We start from the raw sequence: 13,272 nt of genomic DNA on the forward strand, positions 1-13,272 counted from the left end.
ATTCTCCCCTTTATCTTATATAGGATTGCTTAGGTCTCAAGCCTTCTTCATCCCGTATCCCTTGGACAGCCATTTCTCCAGAAGGACCACTCCCGCATACATCACCATCGACAGAACGGACAAGACTACAACTCCCACCCAGACGAGATTGATATCAAGGATCGTACCGGCGTAGATCACCATGCGGCCAATCCCGTGGCTGGAAGCAATGAATTCCCCGACAATCGCACCGGCCAGCGAGAGGGCAATATTAATCCGCAGACTGCTGATCATCCAGGGCATCGCCCAGGGGATGACTACCTTGGTGAATACCTGATGGCGTTTCGCGCCCAGCGAATACATCAGCTTCTCCATATCCTTGTCCACACTCTGCACGCCGCTGTGCGCCGATAAGGCGGCAACGACTACCGTCATGGCAAAAGCGAGCGCCACCTTGGAGTAGAATCCGATGCCCAGCAGAATCACCAGCACAGGAGCAAGCGCCAGCTTCGGCATGGCATTGAGCAGGATCAGGAACGGTTCACTGATGCCGGCGAATCTGCGTGACCACCAGAAGGATAAACCGAGCAGCGATCCGATCAGGGTTCCGCCGATGAAGCCCAGAATCGTCGAACTGGAGGTATAAGCGATATCCTCCAGCAGAGTACCCTGCGTCACCTGTGTCCATGTTGTGCTGAGAATCCGTACCGGGCTGCTCCAATAGTATGAATCCATCCAGCCGATCCGCGTAAACAGCTCCCAGCAGAGTACGATCAGCAGCCCGACCGTCAGCCGCCCGATTCCGACAATCCGCTGTGTCCGGCGCCTTGCACCCTCTTCATCCACGATGACGGGTTCCTTCTGCATTTTCTCAGGCTTGACCGAATGGATTGGGGCCGGCTCCAGCTTGTGAATTACATACCCTTTCTTTTGCACACTCTCCATAGTTGTTCTCTCCTTCAACAAGTTTTGTAAGCTCTACGAGATATGGGCTGCCGGCTCCTCGCCTCCGCCTGACAGCAGGTCCAGCAGATGGGCTTTGAGCTCCATAAATGACGCAGATACCGTATCCTCCTTATGTCTCGGGCGCGGCATATCCACAGAAATCTTGGAGATGATTCTGCCCGGCCGCCCGGAGAAGACATAGATGTCATCAGACAGGTAGATGGCTTCATCAATATCGTGGGTGACGAATAACACCGTCTTGCGGAAATCCTCCCAGATCTCCAGCAGCCAGTTCTGCATGGTCAGCCGGGTCTGGGCATCCAGTGCGCCAAAGGGCTCGTCCAGCAAAATAATATCCCGGTCGTACAGCAGCGTGCGGAGCAGCGCTGCCCGCTGGCGCATGCCTCCGGACAATTCTGCCGGATAATGGCCGCCGAAGCCCTTCAGTCCATAACGGTCCATCAGCGGCTGGGCCCGGGCTACCGCTTCCTTACGCGGCACCCCGCGGATCTCCATGCCCAGAATAATGTTATCCAGGATCGTCCTCCAGGGGAGCAGCATGTCCTTCTGCAGCATATATCCGACATATCCGGTCTTGCCAACGATATCCTCACCGTCAGCAAGCACGCGGCCGGTAGACGGCGGAATCAGTCCTGCTATGATATTGAACAATGTGGATTTGCCGCAGCCGCTGGGGCCGATTATACTGACAAATCTGCCTTGCTCTATAGAGAGATTCGTCTCCTGCATGGCGATAATCTCCTGGCCGTCACGGCGGAACCACTTGCTTACACCGGCAATCTCAATCTTTGCTTTCATAGAATCAGCTCCTTATTAGGTTTAATAGCATCGGCAGCCGGGATGAACTCGGGACAAACAACAGATAAACAAAAAGCCGCCAGTTTTAGACACAGCCCCAGAGGGCTAATGTCCGAAAACTGACGGCAGGCCGGCTCTCCGGAAGATCAGAGTTCCAACGTAACGTTCAGGTAATGCTCGAGGTCCTTCTCCAAAATTATGATCGTACCGGAATACTCGGTCTCCACATCATAATCTTTAAGAACGGCCTTGATATTCACTTGAAATTCATCCAGAAATGCCTGCTTGATTTCACACTTGAATACTTCATGCAGTACCAGATTAATCTGGCGGCTTGCTGTGGCATCATGGGTATCCAGCACCTTCAGTACGGGCACCCGGCTGTTAATGGATAGAATAATAATCTTGTTCCCCACGAAGTCAACCTTCTGCTGCTTGACGCCGGCGTTAAACAGCTTCTTGTTGATTTCGTTATAAATCCTTAAAATATCCTGTTTCCATTGTCCGGCGGAAGCGATCATTGCGATCACACCTTCATAGCTATTAATAATGTTACATTATGTCACAAGAACGTCAACAACTGCATCATTGTCCACCGCTTATACATCATTATAGATAAAAAGGTAGAGTTGTCAATGAATTTACGGGAGATAAATTAACACATTAATTATTTTTTCGGAGCATATGTGAAGTTAGTTTACACATTAAAAGCTATCATCCTAAATATTTACAAAATAATATTAATGAATTACAATTATTACGTAACTACGTAATTACATAACATTGAAAGCAGGTGATCTTCTTTCATGACCCGTGACTTAAGCAGCGAACTGGATACGCTGAAGCAGCAGGTGGCCGAGCTTCAGGCCGCCGTCCAGCATTGGAATACTCAGCGGAGAAGCTTCGCAGGCCGTGCTGATTCGCCGGAATCTGTGAATTCAGCCGCAGAAGCGGAGCAGCCCGGCGCGGGACCCGGATCTGTATTTTATTCCGGCCATGCCCGTCTTAACGGACAAAGCTACCGCTGGGAACCCCAGGAGCGTCCAGTGGAACAACTGCTCGAAGTGAACAACGAGAAATCAGCCAAAGTACTGGCGGCATTAGGCAACCGTCAACGGCTGGACATTCTGAAATCCGTCATTCAGGAGCCGCTTACGGGCATTGAACTGGTGGAGCGTCTGGGTATGGGCACTACCGGCCAGCTGTATCATCATCTCAAAGCATTGACTGGCGCAGATTTATTAGTGCAGGAGAACGGAGGCCGTTATGCCTTCCCTTCCCACCGCCTCCTCCCCTTCCTCCTGCTGCTCGCTTCGGTTAGTACTCTGGAGGATACAAGCGATTATATGGACACGATGAGAACGAGAAATAACGCGGGGATTTATTTGGGCCCTGCACAAAATTTCGATGTCCATCACCTGCTGTGGGCCGTTATCGAGAATCCGGTGATGGAGCATGCGGCCGGATATTGCAGCGAAATCGGGATATTCCTGCACGATGACGGGAGTGTCACCGTAATGGACAATGGACGGGGAATTCCGGTAGCGTCTCTGCCGAATTCCAATATGCCAGCTGTTCAATCCATACTGACCGATATTCATAGATTTAATGGAGACGGAGCTTTTAAGGTCCCCGGTGCAGAGCAGGGGATCAGCATTGCCGTGGTCAACGCACTCTCCGGCAGACTTACCGTTGATATCCGGCGCGGCGGCAGAATGTACCGCCAGGAATATAGGCATGGTGTGCCGCAGTCCGGACTGATGACGGTTGGAATCGCGAAGGATACGGGGACAAGTGTGACTTTTAAGCCGGATCAGGAATTTCTGGGCACAGGCTTTGAACAGACACGGCTGAATGAACACAGTGCTGAGCTGATGAAGGCATATCCGGGGCTCTCCATCTTCATTAACAACTAAGCCGGGCGAATGAAATGAAAGGAGACTGCTTCTATATGACACTTGAAACGATCTATAGTCATGAGGATACACTGAAGATGCTGGACTCTCTTTTTCGGGAAGAAGGGCAATGGTGGGATCAGTTCTACGGGGACCGGAATAAAGGGATTCCTTTCTTCAAGGACAGTCCGGATGAGAATTTGGTTGAATACGTAAGCAAGCGGCACATGACACCCGGCAAGGTTCTGGAATTAGGCTGCGGGGGCGGCAGAAATGCGGTTTATCTGGCTCAGCAGGGCTACGCCGTGGATGCCATTGACATCTCTCAGGCAGCGGTAGATTGGGGAAGGGAACGCGCCCGCAAACATCAGGTGGAGGTGAATTTCGCCCGCAGCAATATTTTTGACCTGAGCCTGGAGCCAGGCAGCTACGACCTCATCTATGACAGCGGATGTTTCCATCACATCTACCCCCACCGGAGAGTTACCTTTCTCGATTTGGTGAACAGGACGCTCAAGCCTGGGGGGTATTTCGGACTGGTCTGCTTCGCGGCTGGCGCCATGGGTGCGGAGATCACGGATTGGGAAGTGTACCGGCAGCGGAGCCTCCGGGGCGGATTAGGCTTCAGCGAGGATAAACTTAAGAGCTTCTTCAGCGGTTTGGAGCTTATAGAGTTCAGACGCATGCGCCAGATGGATCAGGAGGATGCGCTGTTTGGTGAAGCTTTTCTGTGGACCGCCTTGTTCAGAAAAAATTAACGGAGTACTTGTCCTTATCCACATCCACACCATGCCAGGCTTGCCGTAAGTGTACTGTTCATCAAACCTAGCGTTAGCGTATTGTATTTGGTTTTTCGCATACATTCGGCTCATCAACCCTATCATTGGCACATTGTATTCGATTTTTCGCATACATTCGGCTCATCTCTACCTGTCTTTCTCTTAAGCCCCCGCCGAAAGGATCGCCGTACGTAGGAGTGACGCTGCTCTCCGCTCCCGACTAACCGGAATTTCTCCGTGACTGTGTATCGGCTTTCCGCCGCAGCAGTGCTGCAATCCACGCCACAAGGATAACCAGTGCGATCCCGCCAGCCAGAATATAAGCATTATAGAACAGGTTGTTGGTATATTGGTTAATCCAGCCGAAGCGGAATACGACGGAGTCCTCATCTCTGGTAAACCCCCTCAGATGCACTCTCAACGCATCGATATATCCGGTTTCCAGCCAGATGGCGAGCGGCAGCACAATAAGCGCAGATACGGCAATTGCCAGGCTTGGTATGCTGAATACGGATTTCAACCGGAATAATCGGTAGAGCACCATGCCCGCACTGCACAAAAGAATAATACCAAACAGCCATCCTGCCGCAAGCATGATAATTCCCGGATTGCCGTTGCCGGATATCGTTCCGCCGGTTTTATATGTGAATGTCATCCCATCCGTCAATACTACCAGGATGATGTTAATCAGCAGCCATATCAGCAGTTTCCGCCAACCCTTGCCCATATCCATTCTCCCCTTTCCATAATTAAAAAGGCTGAGTGCCCGTTATAGATGCGCTCAGCCTGCCTCATGCAGCCTATTTCCTTCTATTCCACCCGTTCTGTAAACAACCGCCCGGCGTAGTCACTGATCAGCTCACGCATGGCCAGCTTACTCTGCCATTCTGTCGGTATGCCATCCAGCCCGTAATACGCTCCGGCGATCTGGCCGTAGACCGCCCCTGTGGTATCGGCGTCATTGCCGAGATTCACAGCAAGCAGCGCGCCCTCCGCAAAGCTGGAGGATTTGTGAAAAGCCCACAGTGCCGCCTCCAGCGACTCTACTACATATCCCGAGCCTTGAATATCCGGCGGCTCCTTGATCCGGTAGGAGCCATACTTAATATTCAGCATATGCGGTGTCAGGCTGTCTTCATTCAGCCAATCACGGTAAGCCTCCGGGGCCAGCATGTCCTGCTTGCTCCACCCGTGCAGTCCGGCAAGGATGTACGCCGCGAGCAGACGGCAGGCATCCAGACATTCAACAGCGCCATGCGTCGTTCTTGAGCTGAGCGCCGCATAGCGGATAGCTTCTGCAGGATTCTCTGCATAGTACATGACCACCGGCGCAAGCCGCATAATGGAGCCGTTCCCGGCAGAATGAGGATCATCCGATCCGCTGAACCCTTCGCCGCCGGCTTCGAATTGATGCAGCGCCGCGCGTGTCGCATTGCCGATATCGAAACATTCGCCTGTACTGCTAAGCTTGCCTTCGCGGTACCACTTCACATAACGCTGCATTTGATCCACAGGATCAAATGTTTGCTTCGTAAGCAGACTCTCCGCAAGGCAGAGCGCCATTGACGTGTCATCGGTCCACTGTCCCGGCTGGAGACCAAATACCCCGCCGCCGACAATATCCGTAAGCGGCTCAAAGGTTCCGGGTGCTTTGAACTCAGCGGTCGTTCCCAGCGCATCTCCAGCGGCCAGACCCTGCAGGCAGCCCTGATAGCGGTCAGCATTCAATGTCATTTGGTTCCCCCCTTTTTCCTCCTTCTTACGCTTGCAGCTATACTATTGCTGATCAGAGCGATTACGGAGTACATGATGCCATAGAACAACGCACCGCTTCCGTCAAACAACACGTAGATGGATAACACGAACAGCGGCAACGGCAGCAGGCATACCAGCAGGTTGAAACCCAGCTTAAGTCCCGAATCCGCAGCAAGGATCAGCACGGCTGTGGGATTCACCAGAACCAGCAGTAGCAGCCAGCTGCCAAGATCCTCCATTACCCCGGAACCGCCGCTTTGAAAATACGGGATCACCAGAAACAATACAAGATAGATTACAGTGTGAAGCAGAAGCTTGCGGGATAAGGGCGTCAGGTTCAGTTTATTCACCGGGATACTTAAGCCCCCATTGTTCACGCACGCCGTCCAGCAGCTTAAGAATCGCAACGGACTCATCCAGCGTCATTACCGGGCTTTCCGTCAGCCCTGCCTGGAGACAACGTCCCACTTCCTCAGCTTCAAAAGAATACCCGATCGAAGCACGGTCATCCTCAAAGGTCTCCACCAGCTCCCCGCCAATATACAGCTCAGCCGATTTCGGATTCACCAGCGTGCCTTTGACTACGATATAGCCTTCCGTTCCATAGATATAGGCTTCTTCATGCAGCTTCAGGCGAATCCCGCCGTTCAGGGAAGCCGACTTGCCTCCGCCGTAAGACAGCAGCAGGGAGAAGTGCTCGTCCACACCAGTCTCGCCGATATGTACAGTGCTGGAGACGGCTTCCGGGTGAGGTCCGAATACCATCGACGCGAAGGAGATGGGATAGATGCCGACATCCAGCAGGGCTCCGCCGCCAAGGGCCGGGTTCAGCAGACGCCCCTCCGGATTCCAGTCCGCGCGGAAACCAAGATCCGCTTTGACCAGCCGCACTTCGCCGATGCGCTCCGCTGCGAGCCATTCTCTAACCTTGGCATTGGCCGGAATATAGCGGCTCCACATAGCCTCCATCAGGAACAGCTTCTGCTGGCGGGCATACGCCACGATTTCTTCAAGCTCTGCACTGTTCACGGTAAAAGGCTTCTCACAGAGCACGGCTTTACCGGCGCGCAATGCGAGCAGCGCATTCTCTTTGTGGAACGGATGCGGCGTTCCAATATAAATCGCATCCACTTCAGGATCGCTGACCAATTCCTCGTAGGTGGCATATGCCACGGGGATGCTGTGATTTCGGGCAAACTCATCTGCGCTTTCCTGCGTGCGCGATCCAACCGCATAAGCCACACCATTGCTGGCATGGGCCAAATCTGTAGCGAACTGATGGGCGATCCAGCCTGTGCTGAGAATGCCCCATTTTATCGTGTAAGCGTTATCTTCTGTCATTAGTTAAATCCTCCTCTTAAATGAAACTTAGTCCCTACAATTCTATCAAAATGTGCCTGGTGTGTACATGTTGCCCGCTTCCCGCCGTCCGCCGGGTCAATACTATCAGCCCCTGTTCTCCACCTGCAGCAGCAGAATCCGGTCCTTGAATCCGCCGCGGCGCTCCGCTTTGTCTGCACGGATCTGTTCCAGAATACCGCTGTCCCCGCCATGGGTTACCGCCAAAGCCCGGATGACTTCCAGCAGATCCGCCAGCTCCTCGAGCGCTTGTCCGTCATTGTCCTCCCGTAGATACTCTGCCAGCTCCTCATGCAGCTTCGCACGCAGCTCCCGTATATATTCCTCCTCGTCCATGATTCTTGTCCTGCAGGTTTGCCCGTTCGCCGCAATCAGCGCCGGTATTCCGTCACGCACCAGTTTCGGATAATCCGCCAATTTCATTGTCTCCTTCGGGATGTATTGAATTTATGGACATATTTATGTACGATCACCGGATGAATCCAACTACAAACTTCATTGAAGCTAGCTCATACTTCAGAAGTGAAGCAATATCACCAGCAGTCACACCAATTCCCCTTTGTTCTACCGGGCAGTGCCGCCTTCGAAATGGAGGGTGAAGAGTTTGTTCTGAACCCGCAAGCGGGTATAGAGGTCCCCCTTTAGTACACCATCAAATGTTTAACAAATCAACTCATCCGCCGGTGAAAAGGACTGAGAATCCTCTATTGCAGCAAATCAGATGTATTCGCTGGCCAAACGGACTCAGAATCCGTTAATTGACGGTTCACACCCCAGGCACTATATAGATTGAACAGGGAAAATTCCACTGCGGGGATTAGCCGTGGCTGCAGAGAATGTTTGACTTCCGGCCACTGTTAGGTTTGTATATATACCCGAACCAAAAACTCTCCCCGCCAGCCGCGAATCCGCAGTGACGGGGAGAGTTTCTTATAAACAATCTAATTCTATATTATTTGCTCAGTACAAGCTCCAGGCGCACCTCAAGGTTATTCTCGGTATCCAGCACAATCGAATGCGGATTGCTCATGCCGAAATCTTCAAAGGTAACCATGGTTGTTCCTGACAGCATAAGCTGTCCGCCGCTGTATAGGGCTTGCGAGTCAAACGTAACGTCCTTCTCTATCCCTTTGACTGTCAGCGTACCCTGGAGCTCAATCGGCACCGCTGTGCCCTCTGTCCATTCCGCCGGAAGCTCCGAGAAGGAAGTCACGGTAAACGTGGACTCCGGGAAATCCGTTACTGCCAGGAAGTCTGCACCCTTGACATGCTCGTCCCGCTGGCCGTTGCCGGAATCCAGCGCACTCATCTCTACAGTTCCTTCGCCCGTCATCGAGCTGGCATCCTCCAGGTTCACATTCCAGGTGCCGGTAACGGAAGGGTCTACGAAGTTAACAGTTTCTTTGGAAGTTGTCACTGACCAGTAGACTTTGGACGTATCTGCAATGCTCCAGGCACCGTTCAGCTGCTCTGCCGTAACTGCAGCACCAGTCGCTGCCGCCGCGTTCGCAGTTCCTGCTTCCTGGGTTTCGGTTCCTTGACTCTGCGCAGGAATAACAGATTCGATCTCAACATTATTGCCCAGGCTATTGTTAAGTAACATGAATGCTGTGATGGCTCCTGCGATAACGACTACGGCTGCGGCTAAGGCGATTGTTTTCTTCTTCATCTTATTCCCTCCATCCAATTCTCTGTATGCCTATCAGGCTTGGTTCCCATTCTAACAAAGCAATATGTCGGGAAGAAGTCAAAGCACAGCAGCCCGCGATATGGTAGAATTGTCGTAATTTTAACTAACACATAGCCGTAGCCCTGGGAGAAGCATTCTCCGCCGGGGCTGTGAAGGAGGCTGAATAGATGAAATCCATTCTGATTGTTGAGGATGAGGAGGCGATTGCCCGGGTGCTCAGTGCTTATCTGCGAAAAGCGGGCTTCCACGTCACCCGTGCCGCCGACGGCCGGAGTGCCCTGGAAGCCTTCGAGGTGGCGCCGCCCTCGCTGATTCTGCTTGATATTATGCTGCCGAATATGGACGGCTTCGAGCTGCTCGGACTGATCCGCGAGAAAAGCAGCTGTCCTGTCATTATGCTCACGGCCAGGGACGGCATCAATGACCGGCTGGCGGGACTGGACGGCGGTGCCGACGACTATATGTCGAAGCCGTTCATCCCCGAGGAGGTTGTCGCCCGCGTGAATGCGGTGCTGCGCCGCCCCTCGCAGTGGTCGGACGGCAGCCGCAAGCGCCATTTCGGCAGCCTGTTCATTGATTACTCTGCGCGCAGTGTGTTCTTGAACGGGGCTGAGGTCAGCCTTAGCCCGCGCGATATGTCCGTGCTGCTGTTCCTGGCCGAACGCCCGAATCAGATCTGCACCCGGGACCAGCTGCTGGAGCATGTGTGGGAAATGGATTATGAAGGAAGTGACCGGGCCGTTGACCTCTCCATCAAAAGACTGCGCCAGGCGCTCTCGCACTGGCCGGACAGCGAAGGAGAGATCCGTACCCTGAGAGGAACAGGTTATCAATTATGGACAACATGAATAACAGAACAAAGAAACCCACTTCGATCCTCTCCTACTGGACCGTCCGTTACCTGCTGATTATCAGTATCGGGCTGCTGCTGACGGCGCTGGTAACCTTCTGGTGGATTCAGCAGGAGGCGATGAACAACCGGATGCAGACCACCGGCCTGCTGGCCCAGGAGATTGCCGACCGCAGCGTCGGCACGGACGGACAGCTCGCCATCACCCAGGGCCTCGACAAGCTGGTCGAGGACCGCAAGCGGTTCTTCAAGGTAACCATGGAGATGTGCGTCATCATTACCGGACCTTCGGGCGAGCTGCTGTACTCCCAGCCTCCGCTGACGGATGAAGAGATGCGGCATAAGCTGAATGATACGCTGACGGATTCCCGCAGCCCGGAGTTCAAGGCCGCTGCTGCGCAGATCCAGGGAGATCCGGGAACGCTCGGGCAGGTAATTGTCCTGCAGTCCAAACGTTCCCTGCGCCATATCCCGCAGGAAGAGATCACCTTCTTCTCGATCATCATTGTCTTCCTGATCATCTTAAGCTGGCTGACGATCTACCTGTTGTCGATCAAGCTGGCCAAGCCGATTCAGCGGGTCGCTGCCGCTGCTGCACAGATCAGCGGCGGCCAGTATAACATCGTGCTGGAGACCGGTGCCAAGGAGCGGGAAATCCATGAACTGCTGGTATCCTTCCAGGAGATGGCGGGCAAGCTGCAGCAGTTCGAGCAGTCCCGGGCCGTCATGCTGGCCGGAGTGTCACATGAACTGAAGACCCCAGTCACCTCCATTAAAGGACTGCTTCATGCGGTCCGCGAGGGTGTGGTCGAGGGGGAGGAGGCCGGGGAGTTCCTCGATATCGCCTTACTCGAAGCCGAGCGGCTGCAGCGCATGGTCGCGGATCTGCTCGACTATAACGCGCTGACAGCAGGCATAGTCGCTGTCCGTCATGATAGGCTGGAGGCCGCTCCGCTGCTGGAGGAAATCCTCTATCAATGGAAGCTGACCCAAGGGGAGGATGTCTGCGAGCCCATTCTTCATCTGCCGGAGAGCCGGCTGTTTCTGCGGGGAGATCCGCTGCGTATCCAGCAGATTATCGTCAATCTGCTGAACAACAGCGTGCAGGCGAAGGCACAGGACCGCAAGCTTCAATTAACGCTGGAGCTTGCGGCCACGCCGCAGGGCAGCGCCGAAATTACGGTGACAGATAACGGATCGGGTATTCATCCGGAGAGCCGGGAGCTGATCTTCGAAGCCTTCTTCCGCAGCACTGCCAAGCAGAGCGTGCTGCGCGGACTCGGGCTTGGCCTGACCTTCAGCAGGCTGCTCGCCGAAGGCATGGGCGGCAGCCTTGAGCTGGGCAGCGCCCCGCAGCAGGGCTGCTCGTTCGTGCTGCGGCTGCCGCTTGCCGGTTGAGCCGCTTAAGGGCCGGAGCAGTTCCGGCAGGCTATATAGTCCACTGCCCGCCGGCATGGTATAATCAACTGACGAAAATGCGAACCGGAGGCTGCATATGCTTACTTTTGAACAGAAATTAGCTATTCTTGATTCCTACCCCCAGTTGGAACGGCGAAATGTCTCGCTTGGGCGGGTGAACTACCACTTCGAGGAGAGCCGGCACGACAAGAAGACCGTCGCTTCCTATATCCACCCGAACGGCAACGGCTTCGTATATGCCGGCCTGCTGCGGGGCTATGAGAGTGATGACAAAGGTCTGGTGAACATCAGAGATTATTCGGAAGCTGAGCTGCGGGAACTGGTGGATGCTTCGATTACGTCTCTATCCATGTTCATTCCCGATGCCCCTGCTCCGGCCAAAAGAAAGAAAAAAGCGCAGACTGGTGCTGAATCTCTATGGAAGAATGAGGATGGCCACACGCTGAGTCTAAGATTCGAGGAAGATCTGTGGTACCTCTATGCAGGTCTACAGCTGGAGATGGCCTTCGAAACCGTAGAAGAAGCCGAGGAGTATTTGGCGGAAGAGGGATTTGTCCGGGAACAGGAGTAACTTCCTGATTACCCGCCAGCTTCCCTGTAAGGTACATTCAACGCAAAGCCTGTAAACCGCATTTTATCTGCGGGATACAGGCTTTTTAAAATCCTGCCCATAATACAACATTCCCCTCGTAATCCCGGCTATAATCGGAAATTGTTGCACAAAAGGCAGCATTCCTCTTCCCACATAGCGGTGAAGCGGGACAATTCTTGTATTTCATACAACAATCTGTCCGAACACCCAGGTATTTAGGAAGCTAAGCTGTACTGCGTACAACAATTAAGCCCATTAAGCCTAAACCCTGTGAAACTTAAGAAATTCAGGTTCTCCCGCCAACGAATCCGGTATGGGCGGTTTATGTCTTTGGCAAATTTATAGTATTTATAGGGCAACCCCCTTATACTATAGCCAATGCTATGATTTCCATATTTTTCTTAAGGAGGATGAGCAATGAACAATCCGGAAGGCGGAGCTCCCTTTACGAATCCCGGAGGGCCTAATCCAGATAACGGGCAACCGCAGCCCCAGCGCAGAACATCCGGGCAATGGGACAATCTGCTCCATGATGAACGCGTCAGGCAGGCTAAGCAGGTCAGCAAACAGTACTGGGGATTTTTCTTGAGTGCTCTAACCCGTCCTTACAGTACGATGAAAGAGGTCCAGGCCGCCCAATTGCTGAACAGTCTGATTACAATGGGACTGACGGCAATACTGTCAGCACTATATTTTCTCACCTGGTTCATTAAATGGGATATCTCGCCAATCATAGGACCCGGATTTCTGAAGCCGCTTCTATTAACGGCTGCAGGAATTGCCGTTGGCTGCGGGACTACTTATGCCGCACTCCGGCTGGAAAAAGTCAGCTTCGATCTCAAGCTGCTGATCGCAAGATTCGGCACTCTGCTCGTTCCCGCTGTAGCGCTGCTGGTTCTGGCTATCCTGTCGCTGATCCTCAGCCTGTATTCCTTCTCGGTTCTCCTGCTTATTCTGTCATTTCTCTTCGTCTTTGTCAGCATCAACACCGTGGCGTTTCAGTATCCGCTTAACACCTCCAACCGCGGAATCGATACCCTGTACCTGATTGCTACCGCAAATGTCGCAACCGGATATATATTCTACAAGCTGATAATGTCGGTATTGGCCGGAGCGGCCTATGGACTGTTCAACAGTATATCCCCATTCGGCCTATAATCATGTAATCAGCATTTCCCCTGACCAAACAG

Annotated in this window: 15 protein-coding genes; 6 read left to right on the plus strand and 9 right to left on the minus strand. The window is 53.2% G+C overall.

Annotated elements, in window-relative coordinates; translation table 11 throughout:
- Positions 1–36: 36 nt before the first annotated feature.
- The 3 genes from MHI42_RS15665 to MHI42_RS15675 form a co-directional block, all read right to left on the minus strand.
- Positions 37–924 carry an ABC transporter permease gene (locus MHI42_RS15665; RefSeq protein WP_342424387.1) on the minus strand — a complete coding sequence of 296 codons (888 nt, stop codon included), beginning with the start codon at positions 922–924 and terminating at the stop codon, positions 37–39.
- Positions 925–957: 33 nt separating this feature from the next.
- Positions 958–1,743 (minus strand): ABC transporter ATP-binding protein, encoded by a 786-nt coding sequence (locus MHI42_RS15670; protein WP_042210734.1) that lies wholly within the window; start codon positions 1,741–1,743, stop codon positions 958–960.
- A 146-nt stretch (positions 1,744–1,889) separates the two neighbouring features.
- Positions 1,890–2,264 (minus strand): Na-translocating system protein MpsC family protein, encoded by a 375-nt coding sequence (locus MHI42_RS15675; RefSeq protein ID WP_171720587.1) that lies wholly within the window; start codon positions 2,262–2,264, stop codon positions 1,890–1,892.
- Between the two features lie 285 nt (positions 2,265–2,549).
- Here MHI42_RS15675 and MHI42_RS15680 point away from each other — a divergent pair, with 285 nt between their 5' ends.
- Together MHI42_RS15680 and MHI42_RS15685 are read left to right on the plus strand one after the other, a co-directional pair.
- Positions 2,550–3,659, plus strand: a complete 1,110-nt coding sequence (locus MHI42_RS15680; RefSeq protein WP_342424388.1) for an ATP-binding protein — start codon at positions 2,550–2,552, stop codon at positions 3,657–3,659.
- A gap of 35 nt (positions 3,660–3,694) precedes the next feature.
- The gene (locus MHI42_RS15685; RefSeq protein ID WP_342424389.1) at positions 3,695–4,396 is read left to right on the plus strand and encodes a class I SAM-dependent methyltransferase; all 702 of its coding nucleotides are present in this window, start codon (positions 3,695–3,697) and stop codon (positions 4,394–4,396) included.
- Positions 4,397–4,637: 241 nt separating this feature from the next.
- Here MHI42_RS15685 and MHI42_RS15690 read toward each other — a convergent pair whose 3' ends face one another.
- From MHI42_RS15690 to MHI42_RS15715, 6 genes are all read right to left on the minus strand, one after another.
- The gene (locus MHI42_RS15690) at positions 4,638–5,144 is read right to left on the minus strand and encodes a hypothetical protein (RefSeq protein ID WP_342424390.1); all 507 of its coding nucleotides are present in this window, start codon (positions 5,142–5,144) and stop codon (positions 4,638–4,640) included.
- A gap of 83 nt (positions 5,145–5,227) precedes the next feature.
- A complete protein-coding gene (locus tag MHI42_RS15695) occupies positions 5,228–6,151 on the minus strand; it encodes an ADP-ribosylglycohydrolase family protein (protein WP_342424391.1) in 924 nt (307 codons plus the stop codon).
- Positions 6,148–6,522 (minus strand): hypothetical protein, encoded by a 375-nt coding sequence (locus MHI42_RS15700; protein ID WP_171720592.1) that lies wholly within the window; start codon positions 6,520–6,522, stop codon positions 6,148–6,150. Before MHI42_RS15700 ends, MHI42_RS15695 begins: the two co-directional genes overlap by 4 nt.
- Positions 6,515–7,513 (minus strand): Gfo/Idh/MocA family oxidoreductase, encoded by a 999-nt coding sequence (locus MHI42_RS15705; RefSeq protein WP_342424392.1) that lies wholly within the window; start codon positions 7,511–7,513, stop codon positions 6,515–6,517. The genes MHI42_RS15700 and MHI42_RS15705 overlap by 8 nt, the downstream gene beginning before the upstream one ends.
- Positions 7,514–7,618: 105 nt before the next feature.
- Positions 7,619–7,948: a nucleoside triphosphate pyrophosphohydrolase gene (locus tag MHI42_RS15710; protein WP_144026174.1), complete on the minus strand. Its 330-nt coding sequence runs from the start codon at positions 7,946–7,948 to the stop codon at positions 7,619–7,621.
- Between the two features lie 535 nt (positions 7,949–8,483).
- Positions 8,484–9,200, minus strand: a complete 717-nt coding sequence (locus MHI42_RS15715; protein WP_342424393.1) for a YceI family protein — start codon at positions 9,198–9,200, stop codon at positions 8,484–8,486.
- Positions 9,201–9,388: 188 nt separating this feature from the next.
- On the opposite strand from MHI42_RS15715, the gene MHI42_RS15720 reads away from it, so the two are divergent.
- From MHI42_RS15720 to MHI42_RS15735, 4 genes are all read left to right on the plus strand, one after another.
- On the plus strand, positions 9,389–10,069 hold the full coding sequence (locus tag MHI42_RS15720; protein ID WP_039305880.1) for a response regulator transcription factor: 681 nt from the start codon (positions 9,389–9,391) through the stop codon (positions 10,067–10,069).
- On the plus strand, positions 10,066–11,469 hold the full coding sequence (locus MHI42_RS15725) for a HAMP domain-containing sensor histidine kinase (protein WP_342424394.1): 1,404 nt from the start codon (positions 10,066–10,068) through the stop codon (positions 11,467–11,469). The genes MHI42_RS15720 and MHI42_RS15725 overlap by 4 nt, the downstream gene beginning before the upstream one ends.
- Before the next feature lie 97 nt (positions 11,470–11,566).
- Positions 11,567–12,061: a hypothetical protein gene (locus MHI42_RS15730; protein WP_171720597.1), complete on the plus strand. Its 495-nt coding sequence runs from the start codon at positions 11,567–11,569 to the stop codon at positions 12,059–12,061.
- A gap of 438 nt (positions 12,062–12,499) precedes the next feature.
- A complete protein-coding gene (locus tag MHI42_RS15735; protein WP_342424395.1) occupies positions 12,500–13,240 on the plus strand; it encodes a hypothetical protein in 741 nt (246 codons plus the stop codon).
- Positions 13,241–13,272: the final 32 nt, after the last annotated feature.

It is taken from the genome of Paenibacillus sp. FSL E2-0178 (genome assembly GCF_038593005.1).
Taxonomy (GTDB): Bacteria; Bacillota; Bacilli; order Paenibacillales; family Paenibacillaceae; genus Paenibacillus_AQ; species Paenibacillus_AQ phytohabitans.

Bases quoted from the DNA above. Each gene is read 5' to 3' on its own strand.
- MHI42_RS15730 (WP_171720597.1), top strand. From the start codon at position 11,567: ATGCTTACTTTTGAACAGAAATTAGCTATTCTTGATTCCTACCCCCAG.
- MHI42_RS15665 (WP_342424387.1), bottom strand. From the start codon at position 924: ATGGAGAGTGTGCAAAAGAAAGGGTATGTAATTCACAAGCTGGAGCCG.
- MHI42_RS15685 (WP_342424389.1), top strand. From the start codon at position 3,695: ATGACACTTGAAACGATCTATAGTCATGAGGATACACTGAAGATGCTG.
- MHI42_RS15725 (WP_342424394.1), top strand. From the start codon at position 10,066: ATGAATAACAGAACAAAGAAACCCACTTCGATCCTCTCCTACTGGACC.
- MHI42_RS15680 (WP_342424388.1), top strand. From the start codon at position 2,550: ATGACCCGTGACTTAAGCAGCGAACTGGATACGCTGAAGCAGCAGGTG.
- MHI42_RS15705 (WP_342424392.1), bottom strand. From the start codon at position 7,513: ATGACAGAAGATAACGCTTACACGATAAAATGGGGCATTCTCAGCACA.
- MHI42_RS15670 (WP_042210734.1), bottom strand. From the start codon at position 1,743: ATGAAAGCAAAGATTGAGATTGCCGGTGTAAGCAAGTGGTTCCGCCGT.
- MHI42_RS15715 (WP_342424393.1), bottom strand. From the start codon at position 9,200: ATGAAGAAGAAAACAATCGCCTTAGCCGCAGCCGTAGTCGTTATCGCA.
- MHI42_RS15675 (WP_171720587.1), bottom strand. From the start codon at position 2,264: ATGATCGCTTCCGCCGGACAATGGAAACAGGATATTTTAAGGATTTAT.
- MHI42_RS15690 (WP_342424390.1), bottom strand. From the start codon at position 5,144: ATGGGCAAGGGTTGGCGGAAACTGCTGATATGGCTGCTGATTAACATC.
- MHI42_RS15695 (WP_342424391.1), bottom strand. From the start codon at position 6,151: ATGACATTGAATGCTGACCGCTATCAGGGCTGCCTGCAGGGTCTGGCC.
- MHI42_RS15735 (WP_342424395.1), top strand. From the start codon at position 12,500: ATGAACAATCCGGAAGGCGGAGCTCCCTTTACGAATCCCGGAGGGCCT.
- MHI42_RS15720 (WP_039305880.1), top strand. From the start codon at position 9,389: ATGAAATCCATTCTGATTGTTGAGGATGAGGAGGCGATTGCCCGGGTG.